Consider the following 19,417-nt stretch of genomic DNA (forward strand, 5'->3'; position numbering starts at 1 on the left):
GCCGCAGGTGTACTCGCCGGAGCCGTGCCGCCAGGAGTCGGGGGCGCAGAGTGAACCGGGATGTCGCCGGCAGGGGAACGCTTCGCGGGCGGCCGTCTTCGCGCCCTGGCGCCAGGCCGGCGGTCGCTTCGAACGGGGTGGCGGGGCGGTGTCCACGGAGGCGTCGCGCACGGCCGCCACGCTGTGCCCATCGGGTGGGCCAAGCAGCGTCACGTACCGGATGGCACGCTCGGCCAGGGGCCGATGGCCGACCGGGAATCCCGGGGCCCGACCAGCCCCGTATCCAGGCATCGCCGGCCGCCCGCCGGCCACGCCGCGGGCCGGCGGGAGAACCGTCCGGCGTTCTCGGGCCGGTTTCCTGGTCTCGAAGCCGTCCATCCTCCCCGCTCTTATGAGCGGGGTGGTGTGACGGCTCCTGGAACCCGGGTTCCTCCCGGTTCTTCACGCCCACACGGAGAACGTCCGGGCCGGCGTCGGCCCGGGCGGGACGGTTGGAGCGAGGGCCGGATCCGGAGTGTGTCGACGGACCCGGCCCCCGGGTCTGGGGTCAGGACGGGAAGCGCAGCACGGGCTTGAGCACCGCCCCCGAGGCGGCGTCGGCCGCGGCCTCGTTGATCTCTTCGGGCCGGTAGGTGCGGATCATCCGGTCGAAGGGCAGGCGCCCGGCGCGGTAGAGGTCCACCAGGGCCGGGATGAAGGTGAGCACGTCACTGTCGCCCTCGGTGACACCGCGGATGCTGCGGCCGTTGAGCAGGAAGTTGACGTCGAAGGTGCCGTCGGTGCCGGTGGCCGGAGCGCCCACGACGGCCACCGTGCCGCCGACCGCCAGGGAGTCGATCGCCTGGCGCAGCAGGGCGGGGACGCCGCTGCTCTCCAGGGCGTGGGTGAGGCCACGGCCGCCGGTGATCTCGGCGAGCCGCGCGGCGGTGTCCTCCTCACGGCCGTTGATGACGTCGGTGGCGCCCACCTCCAGGGCGAGCTCCAGGCGGGAGGGCACGATGTCGATGGCGATCACCCGGGTGGCCGGGGTCAGCGCGGCGGCCATGACGGCGGAGAGGCCGACGGCGCCGGCTCCGAAGACGGCGACGGTGTCACCGGCGCCCGGACGCAGCTCGTTGAGGATGGCGCCCGCGCCGGTCTGGACCCCGCAGCCGATCGGGGCGAGCAGGGCGAGTTCGTCCTCCCCCGAGGTCTCCACGGCGACGACGCTGCGCTCGTCCACCACGGCCCGCACGGAGAAGGAGGACTGGCCGAAGAACCGTCCGCCCAGCGGCTCGCCCTCCGGGGTGCTGATGGGCGTGGTGCCGTCGGGACGCCGACCGCCGAAGTTGCGCGCGATGAAGGTCTCGCAGTACCCGGGGTGACCGTGCTGGCAGGCGGAGCAGTGGCCGCAGGAGCTGAAGGACAGCAGCACGTGGTCGCCCACGGCAACGCGGGTGACGGCGGAACCGACCGCCTCCACCACGCCCGCGCCCTCGTGGCCGAGCACGGCGGGCATGGGGGTGTGCAGCTTCTCGTCACGGGTGGCCAAGTCGGTGTGGCAGATGCCCGCTCCGACGACGCGCACCACGACCTCGTCGGGGCGCGGGTCCTCCAGTCGGACGTTCTCCCACGTGAAGGTCCCGCTGCCGGGACGCACCACCGCGGCTCGGGTCTCGAACACGATGTCGCCTCTCCCTGGTCGGTCTGTGCCGGCGGAGCGGAAGCCCGTCCGGGGCGCGCCGCCGGCCTCGTCCGGTCCGGTGGGGCCGGGCGGAAACACGTTGTTTACAAAACGAACATATACCCCAAATATGTACAAAACATAACTTCTTCCCGGGAAAGAGTTGGGAAGTGGCCGACGCCACGGAGCCGCACGCGGGCCGCCGGGCCGGTCGTCCGCGCGCCGACGGCGCACGGACGGGCGAGGCGCTGCTTGGGGGAGGGGGAAACATCCGGAGCACCCCGATCCCATGCCCGCCCCTTCACCGTGCCGGTCCTCAACAGACCGGGCCTTTCTTGACCACGGCCCGGGACGGTGGAGCGGCCGCCGTGCAGGTGAGTTCGATGCTTGATCCGGGGCGTCACCGCTTCGCGCCCGTGGTGGAGCCGTCCACCGACCCGACAGACGCCGTTTCCGGCGTGGGACGCCGACCGGGAAGCGCGGTCCCAGGGAACGCCGCCGGCCGCCCCGTCGTGGGAAGGGTTCCATGCCGGTGGGCGGATCCCACCGAGGGCTCGGTGCCGAGAACGCCGAGGAGGGCCGAAGGCATGGCCTGGTCAGGTTGGAGCTGTCCGTGGTGTGGGGGCGTCTGTCCAGACGGGGAGAAGGCCCGTTTGGATTCCGATGCGGATCATCGTGGCGAGTTCGATGGTCACCACCTCATCCACTGTCTTGTCATCGAAGCCCGCACCACTCCGCTGGGCCGGTGCGGCCTTTGAGGGGTCCTGGGCGGGCGGGAGCGGCATCGTCCAAGACGGCGCGGCCATGCCCTGTGGGGCTGTTCGATCCTCTTGGTGGCGGCCTGGTCCGGGGGGCAGCCGCGCCGTGCGGACCGGGAACCGCTCCTGGGTCGTAGGCCGGATGTTGTTCCTGCTGGGGAGCTGATGTGGGCCCATCACCCGGCTCCCTCGGCGAGGGCGCGCACCGCCGTCTCCCGGTAGCATCGCCCTCGCCCGGCGGGGCGGATCGCGACCACGCCGCGCGCCGCCAGGTAGTCGTGGACCTTGCTGGCCTGCAGGCGAAGCAGGCTCGCCACCTCACCACCGGACAGGAGCCGTTCACCGTCATGGTCATATGCGGCGGGAGGCCCATATGCGCCGGTCTCGCCGGTGAGGAGGCCGTGGAGTTGGTCGGCGGGGTAGCGGCGGTGTCCGCCCGGGGTGCGGACCGAGGTGAGCCGCCCGGCTTTGGCCCAGCGGGTCACGGTCTTGGGATCCACCTGGAACAGGGCGGCCACCTCGGCGCGGGTCAGCAGCGCCACGCCCGGGATCATGGCTCCTCCCCAACGGCGGGTTGGAGGGAGCGTAGCCGGTCTTGGACGAGACCGAGGTAGGGGTAGTCCTCGGTGTGGCCGGTGGGCCAGGTCAGGGTGTAGGTCCACCCGAAGGGATCCGCATCGCGTCGCAGGCCCAACCCCAGCCGCCGCGCGGCCTCGGACACCCGGCAAAACGCCGCGTAGTGCTCATCGGGCACCGCGCAGGACTCATCCGGTTTCGTCGCGCCGCTCATCGGGCCGTCTCCTCCAGCATGGCGCGCAGCCGCTCCAGGGTCGGGGCGGTCAGGGACTGGCCGGGGCCGCGCGCGCACCACGAGACGCCGTCGCGGTGGATCACCCAGGCAGGGAAAGCGTCCTGGAGAAGCCGGGTGGTGAGGGCAGGAGGGCGACCGGGCATTCCCGCGAGTTGATCTGCGCAGGGCCGGGCAGGCCCTCGGGAAGGGGGTTCCATCATCGTCTCCTTGGCGTCCTTCGCGCTGACAAGGCCGTAGCCGCCCCCGGGGACAGGGGCACCGGCTGCGGCGGCCCCGTAGGGCTTGCCTCAGGGCCTGTGACCAGTACAGGGCAAACGGCGACCCGCGGGCAGGAGGGTGTGCTATCGAACCTGTTGAACGTGTTGAACGGTTGCCAGAGCGGAGCCCCCCCATGCCGCGCACGCCGAACACCCGGCTCGCCTCACTTCTTGCCGAGGCCGAGCTGACCTACGACGCGCTCGCGCGCGCGGTGAACCGGGTGGGTGCCGAGGCCGGACTCGACCTCCGCTACGACCGGACATCGGTCGCGCACTGGCTGTCCGGCGTCCGGCCACGTGGCCAGGTACCGAATGCCATCGCCGAAGCACTCGCCCGACAGTTGCGCCGTCCACTCACACCGACGGACACTGGATTCGCCGTACCTCCTTCTCTTGACGAGATCGGGCTGAATTGGCGCGGTGACGTTGTGGCCTCGTTGGCGGAGCTGGGGAGAGCAGAGATGGACGTGAGCCGTCGAACCGTCCTTCGTCACAGCGTGTACTCCCTGGCCGCCCTGGTCGCCATCCCGAACTGGCAGGAGATCGCGGATCGGTCCCAACACGCCCCTAAGGCCACGCTCGGGCGTGTCGGCCCCGGAGAGATCGAGGCCGTCTCGACGATGGCCGAGGCGTTCTCCACCCTCGACGACAAGTTCGGCGGTGGGCACGCCCGCGCAGCCATGGCCGCCTACATCACCAACGACCTCACCCGGTGGCTGCGGGCCGACGCCTCACCCGAGAACCGGGCGCGGCTGCACGCCGCCGCCGCTGAGTTCCTCTACCTCGCCGGCTTCATGGCCTGGGACGACGAAGCCCACGGTCTCGCGGAGCGCTACTACCTTCAGGCGCTCGGCCTCGCCGCAGAGGCCGGCGACCCGCTGACCTACGCCACGGTGCTGCGTGGCATGAGCATCCAGGCCAGCGCCCTCGGCCACCACGGCGAGGCACTGCACCTCGTGGAAGCCGCCGAGTCCGCGGCGAAGAGCGCCGCGCAGCCACGGATGCGCGCCTTCCTGGCCGGCCAGAGGGCCGTGGCCCAGGCCGCGCTCGGCGATCGCCGTTCCGCCGTCGCCTCCCTCGGCGAGGCGGAACGCGACCTGGAGTCGGCCACCAGCCCGGCCGAGACCTTCGGGTCCTACCACCACGCGGCTTTCTCCTTCCAGGAGGCCCACCTGCGTGCCCACCTCGGCGATGTCGATGGCGCGGTGAAGGCCATGACCGTGTCGAACAGGCGCCGCCCGGCACAAGAACGACGGTCCCGCGCGTTGTCGACGGCGCTCCTGGGCGACTACCGGTTCCGGGCCGGTCACCTGGAAGCGGCCTGCCAGACGTGGCATGACTTCCTCGATGACTACCCGTACCTGTCGTCGGGGCGCGCCGACACCGCCCTGGGCAGGATCCGGCGCAGCGTGAAACGGCACCCGGGCAACGCCGCCGCGGCGGCCCTGTCCCGCAGGATGGACGGCCTGGTGTAGACCAGGGGTGACCTGTCTGGAACCGAATTGCGCTGGGGCATCCTGTGCGCCGTCGGAGCGCTACAAGTGCCACGTCGCCATCGGTGCCAACACCGGCACCTCTGCTGCCGACCAGATCGCGCTCTCGGTGCAACGTGCCGACAACAACTGTCCTGGCGTCACTGAGTCTTGGTGTGTTGGCTTACAACTCAACGATGACTCTGTGGCTGCCGGCCTCGCCACAGACAATGATGCGAACCTGACCCCGCTGTGCATCGGCGCAACGTTGGACCGGAGCAAACCCGCCAACTCCGGGGCCGACGAGTTCATGTACGGCGTTCCCGGCAGCTGGGCAACAGGCAACTCGTCGATCAGGCCCCGACAAATGGGAGGATCGGGATGACGTCATCGAGCGTCAGGTGCTCCTGAGCCTGTTGACCACTGAAATCCAGGCCGACGCCCTCACGCGGGTGTCGGCCTCCTCAAGGAGAAGCCGCCTGATGAAGGACCTGATTTGCAATCTGCTCGTGGGCCTGGCCAAGGTGCTTCTGGGCTTGGCGTTGTTCGTTTCTACCGTGCTCATCGGCGGCGCCGTGGTCTTCAGGATCATGAAGTACTTCCATTTCGGTTGCGCAGGGCCATGGACAGGTGCGGCGCCACATGAAATGGCTTGCGACAATATGGGATACGTGATTCCCGTCTTGTCCATAGGGCTCCTGAGCGGTCTGTTCGCCATCACCTCTTACGTCGTCATCCTGCGGCGGATCCGCAGCCGACCGAGCAGGAAAGCGACCCTCGATCTGCTTGCCGGAATGCTCGTCACACTTCTCGGGATGGTGCTGTTCGCCGCCGCGTTCTTCCTCGGCGGTGTAGCGACCGTACACATCACGGAATACTTCGATATCGGGTGTGTGGGGCCATGGGCAGGAGCGGCGCCGATCGACGTCTCTTGTACTCAAGACGACTACATCCGGCCCATCGCGCTCGGTGGACTCGCCGCCGGATTGATCACTGTCATCACTTACGCCCTGGCCCTTCGACGGCTCCGCGACAACGGAGGACATGAAAAGGAGAGCTAGGGATTCTCCCGCGACCGCCATTCTCGGCTGAGTGCTCTCGGCCGGGACGATGTGATCACGGCGTCGGAGCCGTCCTGGACAGCCCCGTTCACGTGTGCCTTCGGCAAGCCGGTGACCACGCTGCGAGGCGACAGAGCGGACATGGTCGGTAAGGGGCGACCGTGGGGCCTGGTCCTTGGATCAGCCCCGCAAGCGGTTCACCAAGGATGCCGTGTTCATCGTGGACGGCGCCCTGGTGCCCACTCGTGACCACACCGGCGCTGAGCAGCCGAAGAACTACCGCTACTCCGCGAACCACCAGATCGTCATCGACGCCGGTACCCGGCTCGTCGTCGTGGTCGGCCGCCCGCTTCCCGGCGATCGCGGTGACGGCAAAGCCGGGGAGGAGTCCAGGGTCAAGGCCGCCGTCGGCAACACCAGGACGATCGCCGATGGCGACCACCCGGGCACTGGCCCCGTGATGCCTCACCACCGCCGCAATGGCGAGGAGCCTCCGGCTGGAAGCAGGCACCCGACAAGTCCCACCAAGCAGGTCCAGGCCCGCATCGAGCACGCATTCACCCGCATGAAGACCGGGAAGGTCCTCCGCGACCGTCGCCTCAAAGGCGACGGAGTCCACCACGCCATGCGCGGCATCGCCGGCCTGTACAACCTCACTCTCGCCGGATGAACGAGCAGGACACACGGCGGCCGAGCACAGCCGATGCAGCGGGCCTCCGGCAGCGCCTTCCGGGTGTTCACGGCCCACCCCAGGTCCTACGGGCGGGACTCGGCCCGGCCGCCGGGGCGTGGCGCCGGGCGGCGTCCCTGCCCGCAACGGGGCAGGGACGCCGCCTCCTCGGGATCTCCCGTGACCTATCCAGGCGAAACCCCGCTGTGGACGGCGGAGGATCGTTAGCGTGGGGACCGTCGGATCGTCGTGAGGGGAGAGGGCGGTCATGGGCCGGCTGAGGGTGAGCGGGATCCGTGAGGTCAAAGGCGTGGTCCGGGTGCCGGGGGACAAGTCGGTGTCGCATCGGGCGCTGATCCTGTCCTCCCTCGCGGAGGGCGTCAGCACGATCAGCGGGCTGTCCGGCGGGGAGGACGTCGCCGCCACCCGTCGCGCCCTGGTCCGGATGGGCGCGGACATCACGGTGGACGGCGCGCTGGTGCGGGTCGAGGGCGGAGTGCGCGAACCCGACGACGTGCTCGACTGCGGTAACGCCGGGACGGGCATCCGCCTCCTGGCGGGGATGTGCGCGGGCATCGACGGGGTGAGCGTGCTGACCGGCGACCGGTACCTGCGCCGCCGCCCCATGGACCGGATCGCGGTGCCACTGCGGCGGATGGGGGCCCACGTCGACGGCAGGGAGAACGGCAGGGTCGCCCCGCTGGTGGTGCGCGGGGGCGGCCTGCGCGGCATCACCTACGCCTCCCCGGTGGCCTCGGCCCAGGTCAAGTCCAGTCTCCTGCTGGCCGGCCTGTCCGCGCAGGGGTCCACCACGGTGATCGAACCCCATCCGACCCGTCGCCACACCGAGGAGATGCTCACCGCCTTCGGCGTCCGGGTCGAGGTGCGGGAGGAGCGGGTGACCGTCCATCCCGGGCCGCTCACGGCCACCGACGTCGCCGTGCCGGGAGATCCGTCGCAGGCGGCGTTCTGGGTGGTGGCCGGCCTGCTCGGCGGCGAGGTCGAGGTCCCGGGCCTGTACCTGGGGCATGGCCGTGCCGGGTTCCTCGACGTGCTGTCGCGGATGGGGGCCGACCTGGACGTGGACCCCGCGACGGGGACGGTGCGGGCGCGCGCGTCCAGGCTGCGCGGGGCCGACCTGGAGGCGTCCCATGTTCCCGGCGTGGTGGACGAGATCCCGATCCTGGCCGTGGCCGCCGCCGCGGCCGAGGGGTCCACGATCATCTCCGGCGCGGCGGAGCTACGGGTCAAGGAGTCCGACCGGATCGCCTCCACGGTGGCGATGCTGCGCGCCTTCGGGGTGGCGGCCGAGGAACGCCCTGACGGGATGGTGATCCACGGCCGTCCGGCGTTCACCCCGGCCGAGGTGGACTCCCGCGGCGACCACCGCATCGCGATGGCCGCCGCGGTGGCCGCCATCGCCCGCGCCGAGGGCGACACCGCGATCGCGGGGTGGGAGGCGGTGGCCACCTCCTATCCCGGCTTCGCCGAGGACCTGGTGGGCGTGGCCGGGGCGGGGGCGTGCGCCCCGGCCGACGGCTAAGACCCGTTCGGGCGACCGTGACCGCGGCGTTCTCGCCCCCGGCCCCGCGTGAGGTGGCACGGCCATGACGGTGGGCGCCGAAGGCGGGGACGTCGAGGGGTGCGCGCTTCCCTTCGCCCGGGGCGGGGTCCTTGTCGGTTCCGATCCGGTCGCCGGGGCCGCGTGTCGTCTGGCCGTGGCGTATGGACCCCGCCGCTTCGGGGCGATCGTCCCGCTCTCAACGGCCGGGGACCGTCCCGGTGACCGGCGTCCTTTGGCGGGTCGCCGCCCCGTGGCTCCGTCGCGGGGCGGCCCGTCTCGGATGTCCGGATCTCTGAGTCGTTCGGCGCGTGGGCGGGGACGGCCGCCGTCGCGGGGTCCATCGAGGGGCGGACGTCACCGCCTCCCGGGATCGGGGCCGTGACCGTTATCGCCGGGGATCCCGTCCCGAGAGGATCGGTGGGCGCCATCGCCGAGGGCCGACGGAGTGTCGCCTTGACGGTAAATATTGAAAATGATTATCTTTGTCGCGTTTTGGTGGTGAGTGAGGGGCGGTGCCGTCCGCGATGGGCGAGCAGGTGGAAGAGCCCGGCGCGCGTCAGGTCGCGCTGGTGACCGGCGCCTGTGGTGGGATCGGCGCGGCCGTCGTCCGCGGTCTCGTCGCGCGCGGTGCGGCCGTGGCGGCCCTCGACCGCGACGGCCACGGCGTCCGGGAGCTCGCCGCCTCCCTCGCTGAGGAGGGCGCCGAGGTGCTGCCCTTTTCCGTCGACGTCGCCGACCGCGTCGCCGTCGAGGAGGCCGTGGCCCGGGCGGAGGCGCAGGCCGGCCCCCTGACCTCGGCCGTCAACGTGGCCGGCATCCTGTCGCCGGGTTCGGCCCTGGAACCGGCCGAGGACGCCTGGCGCACCGCCTTCGAGGTCAACACCCTCGGCGTGGTCAACGTCTCCACCGCCGTGGCCCGACGGATGGTCCCGCGCCGCTCGGGGGCGATCGTCACGGTCGGTTCCGACGCCGCCCGCATCGCCCGCATCGACATGGCGGCCTACGCCGCGACCAAGGCCGCGGCGGCGCGCTTCACCATGTGCCTCGGCCTGGAACTGGCCCCCCACGGCGTCAGATGCAACGTCGTCTCGCCGGGCTCGACCGACACCCCGATGCGGCGGCTGCTGTGGGGCGACGACGGCGGCGCCGGTTCCGTCGCCGGCGCCCCCGAACGCTTCCGGGTGGGCATCCCCCTGGGGCGTATCGCCGACCCCGCCGACATCGCCGCCGCGGTCCTGTTCCTCCTCTCCCCGCAGGCGCGCCACATCACCATGCACGACCTGCACGTCGACGGGGGAGTGGGGCTCGGCCTCTGACGGGAGGCGAGCGGCTGAAGCACCCCCGGTCCCACCGCCGTGCCGGACCGCGGCGTCCACGGTCCGCGACCGTACCCATCGATGGAAGGAACCCATGACACCCCGATCAGGGAGCGATCACTCGTCGGCGCTGCCGGGCATCGCCGCCTACCCCATGCCCGCCGAGGACGACATCCCGGCCCCACGTGTCGGATGGAGCATCGACACCGACAGGTGCGCGCTCCTGGTCCACGACATGCAGAACTACTTCCTCAACGCCTTCCAGCGCGACGCCGAGCCGATCCCGGAGCTGACCGCCAACATCGCCGCGCTGCTGGAGGGCAGCGCCCGCCACGGGGTGCCACGGATCTACACCGTACAGCCGGGCTCCCAGGAACCGGCCCGGCGCGGCCTGCTGCGTGATTTCTGGGGCGAGGGGCTGCGCGACGAGGCCGCCCACACCTCCATCCCGCAGGAGCTGGCGCCGGCGCCGGAAGACACCGTGCTGGCCAAGCACCGCTACAGCGCCTTCGCGCGCAGCGACCTCCAGGGCGTGCTGCGCCGCATGGGACGCGACCAGCTGGTCATCTGCGGTGTCTACGCCCACATCGGCGTGCTCATGACGGCCTGCGACGCTTTCATGCGCGACATCGAGACGTTCGTCGTGGCCGACGCGGTCGCCGACTTCTCCGCGGAGGACCACGCGATGGCGCTGTCCTATGCCGCGCGCCGCTGTGCCGTCCCGATGAGCACCCGCGCGGCGCTGGCCGCCCTCGACGGCTGACGCAGAGCAGGCCCGTCCACGGCGGGCCACGCGCGGCGGCGGCCCGGTTCCGCCTCCTCGGGAACCGGGCCGCCGTCGCGTCACCGTGTCGTGCCTTCCGACCGGATCCACGTCCCCGAGGCGCGGCGCGGGTCTCGGGCGGGGCCGCCGGCCCTGGCGGGAGACCCGTCCCACCGTCTCGGGCGAGGGGCGTGCCGGGCGTGCCGCCGGCCGTGCCGTGGACCGTTCGGGCGAGCGGCCCCGCCCACGCTCGACCGCGACCGTATGGTTCCCCATCGTCGGGCCGAGGGAGCGGTGAGGGCGCCGTTGCGGCGGCTCCGGCGCGACCCCGCCGACCACAACGGTTCCCGGCTCGTCACAGGGCCGCGCCGGACGGGTCCGGCCCGCCGTCTGCCCTCGGCACCGCCGCCGTTCCCCTCGCCGCTCACGCCCGGACGCGGGGACCGGTGGCGCCGGCTCTCCCGGAGGCACGCCTCGGGCGCGTCCACCGGCGCCGCCGTCCGCCCGCGTGTCGCCCCGCGCGGCGGCGCCATCGCGATCACCGCGCCGGCCGCCCCCGCCACGCCACCCGCGCCGATCCGGCGCGGCCGACCAGGGGCGGTGACCCGCCCGTGGCCGGCGTTCTTCCCGGTGGGGCTCCTCGCCTCCTCCCGGCCGGGGTCCCCGTGGACGTCTCACAGGGGCGGCCGGTCGTGTCAGGTGACCGGCCGCCCTCCCGCCCCGGGGGCGAGGGGAGGCGCGGATCAGGCCCGCCTCACCCCGCGCCGGCCGTGGGGGAGGGGACCGTCGGCGTGAGGCCGGCGACGTCGGCGCGCAGCCGCCTCTTGTCGACCTTGCCGATCCCGGTCAGGGGCAATTTGGGGACCGCGCGCACCTCGTCGGGAACCTTGAACGCCGCCAGGCCGCGCTCCAGCAGCAGCCGGCGCACCTCGGAGCGTGAGGGGCAGGGCGCGTCGGTCTCCAGGAACGCCACCGAGCGTTCGCCCAGCTGCGGATCCGGCACGCCCACCAGCGCGGCGGCGCGCACGTCGGGCAGCGCGAGCAGGTGCTCCTCGACCTCGATGGCCGCGATCTTCTCCCCGGCCCGGTTGACCTGGTCCTTGATCCGGCCCACCACGACGAGGTCGCCGCGCGCCGTGCGCACCACGAGGTCGCCGGTGCGGTAGAAGCCGTCGGGGGTGAAGGAGAGGCGGTCGTGTTCCGGCGCCCGGTAGTAGCCGCGCAGGGTGTAGGGGCCGCGGGTCAGCAGTTCGCCGGGGTGTCCCGGCGGGACCGGACGGCCCTCCTCGTCGACGACGAGGATCTCGTCGGCGGGGGAGAGCGGGCGGCCCTGGGTCGTACAGACGACCTCCTCGGGGTCGTCCAGACGGGTGTAGTTGTTCAGCCCCTCGGCCATGCCGAACACCTGTTGGAGCCGGCAGCCCAGTTCCGGCCCGACCCGCCGCGCGGTCGCGTCGTCCAGCCGGGAGCCGCCGACCTGGAGGACCCGCAGGCTGCTCAGATCGCGGGAGGTGCGGCGGGCCTCGTCGAGCCAGTGGGGGACCAGCGACGGGACGAGCGCGGTGATCGTCACCCCCTCGGCCTCGACCAAGGTGAAGGCCGTGGTGGGGCTGGGGTCGGGGCACAGCACCACCGTCCCGCCGGCGGCGAGGGTACCGACGATCCCCGGCGAGACCATCGTGAAGTTGTGCGTGACCGGCAGGACGGCGAGGTAGACCGTGTGCTCGTCCAGGGCGCAGACCTCGGCCGAGGCGCGGGCGTTGTAGTCGTAGTCGGCGTGGGTGCGCGGGATGAGCTTGGGCGTGCCCGTGGTGCCGCCCGACAGCAGTAGCAGGGCGGGGTCACCGGGCGCGGCTCCGCTCGTGACCGCGGGGGCCTCGGCGCCCGCCCGCTCCAGCGCGGCCAGGGAGTGCCCCCCACCGGGGCCGGGGTCGCCCGCGACGACGAGGTGGCGTAGCGACGGGCAGGCGCGCGCCACCTCGGCCGCGCCCGTCCGGGGGTCGTTGCGTCCGCGCCCCTGGGCGACGACGTGCGCGGTGGCGCCGGACAGCCGGGCCAGCGCGGTCAGCTCGGTCGTGCCCAGGGAGGGCAGGGCCAGGATCGGCAGCGCGCCGATCCGCAGCAGGGCGAAGAGCGTGACCACGTACTCCTCGCGGTTGGGGAGCTGGAGCAGCACCCGGTCGCCCCGGTGGATCGGGAGCCCGGCCAGCCCGGCGGCCAGCCGGCCGGCGCGCTCGTCGAGGTCGGCGTAGCTCAGCCGTCCGGATGCCGAGACCAGCGCCGTGCGGTCGCCGTGCTCGGCGGCGCGCTCCCGGAGCAGGTCGTCCAGGGTGCGGTCACGCCAGTAGCCGGCGCGCCGGTATCCGGCCGCGGTCTCCTCGGGCCAGCCGATCACGTCGCTTCTCATGCATATCTCCCGATTCTTCGCGAATCCGGCTCGACTGGGACAAGCCGGCAGTGCTATACATGATGCCGCATAATGAAAACGGTTATCAGTTTCATTTTCGTGAGTGGCGTGCACTGAGGGGAGTGGGCGGTGTCGGGTCAGGGACGGGCTTTCGCCGGAGAGGTCCGCGCGAGGGTCGCGGAGATCATCGGCACGGACGACTTCGCCGACGGCGACGACCTCTTCGACCACGGTCTGGACTCCCTCGGCCTGATCCGGCTCGCCGGGACATGGCGCGAGCAGGGGGCCGAGATCACCTTCGCGGACCTCGCGGCCGAGCCCACCGTCCGGGCCTGGACCGAACTGCTGGAGACCGCCCCCGCCCCGGCCCCGGCCACCACGCGGACGCCGGCCGAGGACGAGCCGTTCGAACTGGCCACGATGCAGCACGCCTACTGGATCGGCCGCCAGGACGAGCAGCCGCTGGGCGGGGTCGCCGCGCACTTCTACACCGAGTTCGACGGCCACGGGGTGGAGCCCGCCCGGCTCACCGCCGCCGTCGCCGCGGTCGTCGAACGCCACCCCATGCTGCGCGCGCGCTTCCTCGACGACGGGCGTCAGCGGATCGTCCCGCCGGGCGGCCCGGTTCCCGTCACCGTCCACGACCTGCGCGACCTGCCGGCCGCGGCGGTGCGAGAACGCCTCGACGCGATCCGGGACGACGCCACCCACCGGCGCATGGACGTCGCCTCGGGGCGGGTCCTCGACGTCGCGCTGTCCCTGCTGCCGGACGGGGCGACACGGCTGCACGTCGACCTCGACATGATCGTGGCCGACGCGCTCAGCCTGCGTGTCCTGCTCGACGACCTCGTGGCCGCCTACGACGGGCGCCCCCTGCCGCCCCTGGAGTACGGCTTCGCCCGCTACCTGGCCGAACGGGCCTCACGCGACACCGCGGCCAGGCAACGCGACCGCGCCTGGTGGCACGGGCGGCTGGGCGACCTGCCCGCCCCACCCGAGCTGCCCACCGTGATCGACGCCTCCCGGCCCACCCCCGCCGGCTCGGAGTACGCCCGCTCCACCCGCCTGCACCACCGGCTCGACCCCGAACGGGCGCGCCGGCTGACCGAACGCGCCCGCGCCGCAGGCGTCACCCCCGCCGCCGCGCTGGCCGCCGCCTTCGCCGAGGCGCTGGGCGGCTGGAGCGGCGCGCCCCGCTTCCTGCTCAACCTGCCCCTGTTCGACCGCGCGCCCCTGCACCCCGACATCGACCAGGTCATCGGCGACTTCAGCGGGTCGGTGCTGCTGGCCGCCGACGTCGAGGGCGACCTCCCCTTCACCGAGCGGGCCGAACGGATCCAGCGCGAGTTGCACCAGGCCATCGGCCACGGCGCCTACAGCGGTGTCGAGGTGCTGCGCGACCTCGCCCGCGCCGCGGGCGGTACCCCCGTCCTGGCCCCCGTCGTCTACACCAGCGCGATCGGCCTGGGCCCCCTGTTCACCCGCGCCGTGCAGGAGTGCTTCGGCCGGCCCACCTGGATCATCTCCCAGGGGCCGCAGGTGTGGCTGGACGCCCAGGTGACCGAGTTGGACGGCGGCCTGCTGCTCAACTGGGACGCGCGCGAGAAGGTCTTCGCCCCGGGGGTCTTGGAATCGGCGTTCGCCGCCTACCGCGACCTCGTCGACGCGCTCGTGGACGACCCCGACACCTGGCGGCGGCCCTTCACCACGCCGGGCCGTCCCGAGATCGTCGGCGCGTCCTCCCCGCTCCCGCAGGCGCGTCCGCTGCACGGGAGGTTCTTCTCCCACGCCCGCCGCGCCCCCGACGCCACCGCGCTGGTCGCCTCGGACGGCACCACCCTGTCCTACGGGGAGCTCGCCGCGCGGGCCCTGCGCGTCGCCGGCGCCGTCGCGGCGCGGCTGCCGGTGGGCGGCACCGTCGCGGTCGACCTGCCTAGGGGCTTCGACCAGGTCGCCGCGGTGCTGGGGGTCCTGGCCGCCGGATGCGCCTACCTTCCGGTGGGCCGGGAGCAGCCTCCCGCGCGCCGCGCGCGCGTCATCGGCGTCGGGGGCGCCGGACTCGTCCTGGCCCAAGACGCCCACGCCCCCGGCGAGGGGGACGACGCGCCGCCGGTCCTCGCCGTCGCCGACGCCCTGGCCGCCCCGCCCCTGGCCGCCCCCCGCGACACCGACCCCGACGCGGTGGCCTACGTGCTCTTCACCTCCGGGTCCACGGGGGTGCCCAAGGGGGTGGAGGTGGCGCACCGGGCCGCCGCCCACACCATCGACGTGCTCGCCGAGATCGTCGGGTTCGGCGCGTCCGACCGCACGCTCGCCCTCGCCGAACCCGACTTCGACATGTCGGTCTACGACCTGTTCGCGCCGCTGTCGGCCGGTGGCGCCGCGGTCCTCGTCGAGGGCGACGCCCGCCGCGACGCCACCCGATGGGCCGACACGGCCGCGCGCGGCGGCGTGACGATCCTCAACTGTGTCCCCGCGCTGCTCGACCTGCTGCTGTCGGCGGCCGAGGCCGACATGGCGCCGATGCCGCCGCTGCGCGCGGTCCTGCTCGGCGGCGACCGGGTCGGCGTGGACCTGCCCGGCCGGCTGGGCGCGCTCGCCCCCGGCTGCCGCTTCCTCGCCCTGGGCGGCATGACCGAGGCCGCCATCCACTCCACCCTCCAAGAGGTGGAGCGGGTCGACCCCGCGTGGCGCTCGATCCCGTGGGGACGGCCGTTGCCGGGGGTGGCCTGCCGGGTCGTGGACGCGCGCGAGCGCGACCGCCCCGACCACGCCGTGGGGGAGCTGTGGGTCGGCGGCGCCGGACTGGCCCTCGGCTACCGCGGCGACCCCGACACGACCGCCGACCGGTTCGTCGTGCGCGACGGACGGCGCTGGTACCGCACGGGCGATCTGGTCCGCCGCCTGCCCGACGGGACGCTGGACTTCCTCGGCCGCGCCGACCACCAGGTCAAGGTCCGCGGCGTGCGCGTCGAGCTCGGCGAGGTCGAGGCCGCCCTGACCGCCCACCCCGACATCGCCGGCGCGGTCGCGCTGGTGCTGCCCGACCCCGCGCCGCGCCTGGTGGCGGCCGTCACCGCGGCCCCCGACGCCACGGGCGACCCGGCCGCCGCGGCGGCCGGCCACGCCGGTTCCCTGCTGCCCGCGTCGATGCTGCCCGAGCGGATCGTCACCCTGCCCGAGATCCCCCTGACCGCCAACGGCAAGCCCGACCGCGCCGCCGTCGTCCGCGCGGTGCGCGCCCGCGCGGACGCGGCCACCACCCCCTCGGCGGCGCCCTCCGGCCCGGTCGAGGCCGCCGTCGCCCGGGTGTGGGCTGACCTGCTCGGCCGGTCGCGGGTGGGGCGCGACGACGACTTCTTCGCTCTGGGCGGCGATTCACTGCTGGCCACGCGGGTGGTCGCGGCGCTGCGGGAGGAGGGCTACGCCGACGCCGGCGTCGGCCGCCTGTTCGCCTCCCCCGTCCTGCGCGACTTCGCCGCCGCCCTCGCCCCCCAGGTCGAGGGCCGGCGCGCGGCCCGGGTCGAACCGGACCCCGACCACGCCCACGACCCGTTCCCGCCCACCGAGGTGCAGCGCGCCTACCTGACCGGGCGCAGCCCCGAACTCCCGCTCGGTGGCGTCGGCACCCACCACTACACCGAGTTCGACGGCGCCGAGGTGGACCTGGACCGGCTGGAACACGCCTGGAACGTCCTGGTCCGCCGGCACGGGATGCTGCGGGCGGTCTTCGACGACGACGGCCGCCAGCGCGTCCTGCCCGAGGTGCCCCACGTCCGTATCCCCGTCACCGAGGCGGGGCCCGGCGACCCCGGCCACGCCCTGGCCGCGCTGCGCGAGGAGATGGCCCACCGCGTCTTCGAGCCCGGCCGCTGGCCCCTGTTCGACCTGCGCGCCGTCCGCTACGTCCGCGACGGCGTCGAGCGCACCCGCCTGGGGGTCGGCCTGGACTACCTCGTCCTGGACGCGCTGAGCATCATGACGCTCTACACCGAGCTGGGCCGCCTCTACACCGACCCCGACACCGTCCTCGACCCGATCGACGTGACCTTCCGCGACTACGTCACCCAGGTCCACGACGACCCCGCGGCCGTGGAGCGCGCCCGCGACTACTGGCGCGAGCGCGCCGTGCAACTGCCGCCGCCGCCCGCCCTGCCCCTGGCCACCGACCCCGCGACGGTCGCCACCCCCCGCTTCACCCGGCGCAGCGCCCGCCTGGACCCCGGGCAGTGGCGCGCCCTCACCGACCTCGCCCGCGGCGCCGGGATCACCCCGTCGACCCTGCTGCTCGCCTGCTACGCCGAGGTCCTGGGAGCCTGGAGCGGGCAGACCGCCCTGAGCCTGACCCTCACCCTGTTCAACCGCCACGACACCCACCCCCACATCTCCCGGGTCCTGGGCGACTTCACCTCGCTGTCGCTGACCTCCTACCGGCGCGACCCCGGCGAGAAGCTGCTGGACGCCACCCGCTCCCTGCAACGGCGCATCGGCCGCGACCTCGACCACCGCGAGGCGTCGGCCCCCTGGGTGCTGCGCGACCTCGCCCAGCGCACCGGCGTCGCCCACACCGGCGTCCCCGTCGTCTTCACCAGCTCCCTCGGCCTGGGCGGCGACGTCTCCATGGACCTTCCGCCCGCCTTCCCCGAACGGGTCTGGGGACTGTCGCAGTCGCCCCAGGTCCACCTCGACAACCAGGTCCTGGAGATCGCGGGGGGCCTCCAGGTCTACTGGGACGCGGTGGAGGAGCTGTTCCGCCCCGACGTCCTCGACGCCATGTTCGCCGCCTACCTGGAGACGCTGCGCCACCTGGCGCGCACCGGCCGGATCGCGGCGCCACCGGACCTCCTGCCCGCCCGGCAGCGCGAGGAGCGCCGGCAGGCCAACGCCACGAGGGGGCCGGCCCCCCGAGGCCTGCTGCACGACGCGGTGTTCGCCCGCGCCGACCAGCGCGCCACCCGCCCCGCCGTCATCACCGACGACGGTGAGCTCACCCACGGTGAACTGGTCGAACGCGCCCTGCGCATGGCCGCGGGCCTGCGCCGCGCCGGCGTGGAGCCCGGCCAGGCCGTCGCGATCGGCCTGCCCAAGGGCGCCGACCAGGTCTGCGCCGTCCTGGGCGCGCTGGCGGCCGGGGCCGTCTACGTCCCGGTGGGACCCGACCAGCCCGCGCGCCGGCGCGAGCGCATCCACCGCGCCGCGGGCGTCGTGCTGGCCATCGCCGAGGAGGCGACGTCGCCCGGCACCGTCACCCCCGCGCGGCTGCTGAGCGAACCCCCGCTGGAGGCGCCGGTCCGGCGCGACCCCGACGACACCGCCTACGTCATCTTCACCTCGGGCTCCAGCGGGGAGCCCAAGGGGGTGGAGGTCACCCACGCGGCGGCCCTCAACACCGTCACCGACATCAACGAACGTTACGGCGTCGGCCCCGACGACCGGGTGTTCGCCCTGTCCGCGCTCGACTTCGACCTCTCCGTCTACGACCTGTTCGGCCTGCTCGGCGCGGGGGGCGCGCTCGTGCTGCCCGGCGAGGAGGAGCGCAGGGACGCCGCCAGATGGCGCGACCTGGCCGAACGGCACCGGGTGACCGTCTGGAACACCGTGCCCGCCCTGCTCGACATGCTGCTGCTCGCCGCCCAGGACGGCCCCGTTCCCCCGGACCTGCGCCTGGCCCTGGTCTCCGGCGACTGGGTGGGCACCGACCTGGCGCCGCGGCTGCGCGAGGCCACCGGCGGGCGCGTCCGCCTCGTCGCGCTGGGCGGGGCCACCGAGGCGGCGATCTGGTCCAACGCCTTCGACGGGGGGCACGCCCCCGAGGGGTGGCCCTCGGTCCCCTATGGGCGCCCGTTGCGCAACCAGCGCTACCGCGTCGTCGATCCGCACGGCCGCGACTGCCCCGAGTGGGTGCCCGGAGAACTGTGGATCGGCGGCGCCGGGGTGGCCCTGGGCTACCGGGGCGACCCCGACCGCACCGCCGACAGGTTCGTGACCGACGAGGGGGTGCGCTGGTACCGCACCGGCGACCTGGGCCGCTACCGGCCGGGGGCCCTGCTGGAGTTCCTCGGCCGCGCCGACCGGCAGGTCAAGATCGGCGGTCACCGCCTGGAACCGGGCGAGGTGGAGGCCGCGCTGGAGGACCACCCGGCCGTGCGCCGGGCCGCCGTGGTCGCCTCGGGTCCGCGCGAGGCGCGTCGCCTCGTCGCCTTCGTCGTCGCGCGCGGGGACGACGTCGCCCCCGGCGACCTCGCCGCGCACCTGGCCGACCGGGTTCCGGCCCACGCCGTCCCCGCGCTGATCCACGTCCTGGCGGAATTGCCGCTCACCGCCAACGGCAAGGTCGACCTCGCCGCGCTCACCGAACGCGCCGGCGCGGCCGGCCCGCTCCCCCCGACCGCCGCGGCACCGCTGGGCGACGACGTCGAACGCGAGATCGCGCGGGTGTGGAGCGAGCTGGTCGGGGTGCCGGTCGCCGACCGCGAGGCCAACTTCTTCACGCTGGGCGGCACCAGCCTGCTGGCCATCCGGATGATCACCACCGTGCGCGCCGTCCTCGGCGTGGAGGTCCCCACCCGTTCCTTCCTGGCCGCCCCCACCCTCGCCGCGCTCGCCGCCAGGGTCCGCGGCGCCGGAGGCGACCGGGGGGAGACCGGCGTGATCTGACCCTCCGCCCCACCCACG

At 73.7% G+C, this 19,417-nt stretch carries 9 protein-coding genes and 2 pseudogenes; 7 read left to right on the forward strand and 4 right to left on the reverse strand.

Going from position 1 to position 19,417, the window contains the following annotated elements:
- Window positions 1–547: 547 nt before the first annotated feature.
- From B5D66_RS07135 to B5D66_RS07145, 3 genes and pseudogenes are all read right to left on the reverse strand, one after another.
- Window positions 548–1,663, reverse strand: a complete 1,116-nt coding sequence (locus B5D66_RS07135; protein WP_144390009.1) for an NAD(P)-dependent alcohol dehydrogenase — start codon at window positions 1,661–1,663, stop codon at window positions 548–550.
- Window positions 1,664–2,807: 1,144 nt separating this feature from the next.
- Window positions 2,808–2,975: pseudogene (locus tag B5D66_RS24950) on the reverse strand (BldC family transcriptional regulator); the annotation flags it as partial.
- Window positions 2,972–3,211, reverse strand: a complete 240-nt coding sequence (locus B5D66_RS07145) for a hypothetical protein (RefSeq protein WP_078760840.1) — start codon at window positions 3,209–3,211, stop codon at window positions 2,972–2,974. The gene B5D66_RS07145 and the pseudogene B5D66_RS24950, both read right to left, overlap by 4 nt.
- 412 nt (window positions 3,212–3,623) lie before the next feature.
- Between B5D66_RS07145 and B5D66_RS07150 the strand changes: the two genes are divergently transcribed.
- From B5D66_RS07150 to B5D66_RS07175, 6 genes and pseudogenes are all read left to right on the forward strand, one after another.
- A complete protein-coding gene (locus B5D66_RS07150; RefSeq protein WP_144390010.1) occupies window positions 3,624–4,964 on the forward strand; it encodes an NsdA family TPR-like regulatory protein in 1,341 nt (446 codons plus the stop codon).
- Between the two features lie 479 nt (window positions 4,965–5,443).
- Complete coding sequence (locus tag B5D66_RS07155; protein WP_144390012.1) at window positions 5,444–6,022, forward strand: hypothetical protein; 579 nt, start codon at window positions 5,444–5,446, stop codon at window positions 6,020–6,022.
- Between the two features lie 27 nt (window positions 6,023–6,049).
- A pseudogene (locus B5D66_RS07160) lies at window positions 6,050–6,692 on the forward strand (transposase).
- Window positions 6,693–6,960: 268 nt separating this feature from the next.
- The gene (gene aroA / locus B5D66_RS07165; protein ID WP_078760843.1) at window positions 6,961–8,235 is read left to right on the forward strand and encodes a 3-phosphoshikimate 1-carboxyvinyltransferase; all 1,275 of its coding nucleotides are present in this window, start codon (window positions 6,961–6,963) and stop codon (window positions 8,233–8,235) included.
- Between the two features lie 545 nt (window positions 8,236–8,780).
- Complete coding sequence (locus B5D66_RS07170) at window positions 8,781–9,572, forward strand: 2,3-dihydro-2,3-dihydroxybenzoate dehydrogenase (RefSeq protein WP_078760968.1); 792 nt, start codon at window positions 8,781–8,783, stop codon at window positions 9,570–9,572.
- Between the two features lie 94 nt (window positions 9,573–9,666).
- Complete coding sequence (locus B5D66_RS07175; protein ID WP_078760844.1) at window positions 9,667–10,335, forward strand: isochorismatase family protein; 669 nt, start codon at window positions 9,667–9,669, stop codon at window positions 10,333–10,335.
- 754 nt (window positions 10,336–11,089) lie between these two features.
- Here the strand turns inward: B5D66_RS07175 and B5D66_RS07180 are convergent.
- Complete coding sequence (locus tag B5D66_RS07180; RefSeq protein ID WP_078760845.1) at window positions 11,090–12,742, reverse strand: (2,3-dihydroxybenzoyl)adenylate synthase; 1,653 nt, start codon at window positions 12,740–12,742, stop codon at window positions 11,090–11,092.
- Between the two features lie 129 nt (window positions 12,743–12,871).
- Here B5D66_RS07180 and B5D66_RS07185 point away from each other — a divergent pair, with 129 nt between their 5' ends.
- Window positions 12,872–19,399 (forward strand): non-ribosomal peptide synthetase, encoded by a 6,528-nt coding sequence (locus tag B5D66_RS07185; RefSeq protein WP_078760846.1) that lies wholly within the window; start codon window positions 12,872–12,874, stop codon window positions 19,397–19,399.
- Window positions 19,400–19,417: the final 18 nt, after the last annotated feature.

Source organism: Marinactinospora thermotolerans DSM 45154 (genome assembly GCF_900167435.1).
GTDB lineage: Bacteria > Actinomycetota > Actinomycetes > Streptosporangiales > Streptosporangiaceae > Marinactinospora > Marinactinospora thermotolerans.

Excerpts from the sequence above, each read along its gene's own strand:
- B5D66_RS07145 (WP_078760840.1), bottom strand. The coding sequence starts at position 3,211 with ATGAGCGGCGCGACGAAACCGGATGAGTCCTGCGCGGTGCCCGATGAG.
- B5D66_RS07150 (WP_144390010.1), top strand. The coding sequence starts at position 3,624 with ATGCCGCGCACGCCGAACACCCGGCTCGCCTCACTTCTTGCCGAGGCC.
- B5D66_RS07155 (WP_144390012.1), top strand. The coding sequence starts at position 5,444 with ATGAAGGACCTGATTTGCAATCTGCTCGTGGGCCTGGCCAAGGTGCTT.
- B5D66_RS07175 (WP_078760844.1), top strand. The coding sequence starts at position 9,667 with ATGACACCCCGATCAGGGAGCGATCACTCGTCGGCGCTGCCGGGCATC.
- aroA (WP_078760843.1), top strand. The coding sequence starts at position 6,961 with ATGGGCCGGCTGAGGGTGAGCGGGATCCGTGAGGTCAAAGGCGTGGTC.
- B5D66_RS07170 (WP_078760968.1), top strand. The coding sequence starts at position 8,781 with ATGGGCGAGCAGGTGGAAGAGCCCGGCGCGCGTCAGGTCGCGCTGGTG.
- B5D66_RS07180 (WP_078760845.1), bottom strand. The coding sequence starts at position 12,742 with ATGAGAAGCGACGTGATCGGCTGGCCCGAGGAGACCGCGGCCGGATAC.